Here is a 708-nt window from a genome sequence, read left to right as displayed (position 1 = left end):
TCAGTCGACTCAAATACGGTATTAAGGTTTATAATTTGAACGGCGAGCCGATCCAGTTACTTGCCGATCTGCGCAAGACTTTTCGCAACGGAGCCCGTAAAATCGACCGCCCCGTCCTTTTATCAAAACGAAAAGTACCCGTTCGGCTCATCGTCTTCCAGCGCCCTAAGAACCAGTATGAACTCCTCTGTCAGCGCCGACAAAAAGACCGACATCACCGCGCGGCTCACGATGAAGACTACTATGAACAATTACGATACGCCGTTTGGATTACCAATGTGGAGGCCCACGTAGCCGACGCCCAAACCATCGGACAACTCTATCGCTTGCGATGGCGCATCGAAATTCTCTTTAAATGTTGGAAAAGCCATCTCCACCTCGATCAAACTTTTCAAAAAATTACCTCCGCCAACCCGTCCATTACTTGGGTCCTGTTGTATCTCACTCTTGTCAAAGTTGTCCTCTATCACCAACAAATCCTTCTTCAAACCCTCCAGCACCTGGAAGCCTTAGCTCAAAAGGGCCTTCCCATCAGTATCTTAAGGCTCTATCACATCTTCGCTAAACATGGAACAACCCTAGCACAAATCCAAAATACTGATTTTGTCCACCAATTTATACGCTATTTTGCCTACTACTCTAAAGACAAAAATCGAACTTCACATTGTGAAAAAATATATTTGTTAAATCTTAATTCTTCCTAATGCG

The 708-nt window shown here is 44.8% G+C and carries 1 protein-coding gene; it reads left to right on the top strand.

Annotation, left to right across the window (positions count from 1 at the left end):
* A partial coding sequence (locus LVD47_RS23320) for a transposase (RefSeq protein ID WP_236981127.1) occupies window positions 1-704 on the top strand: 704 nt, incomplete at its 5' end.
* Between the last annotated feature and the right edge of the window lie 4 nt (window positions 705-708).

Origin of the sequence: Membranihabitans maritimus (assembly GCF_021729145.1) — a bacterium.
Lineage (GTDB): Bacteria > Bacteroidota > Bacteroidia > Chitinophagales > Saprospiraceae > Membranihabitans > Membranihabitans maritimus.
The sequence above is the reverse complement of the archived record's forward strand: the minus strand, read 5'-3'. Positions and strand labels throughout refer to the sequence as shown.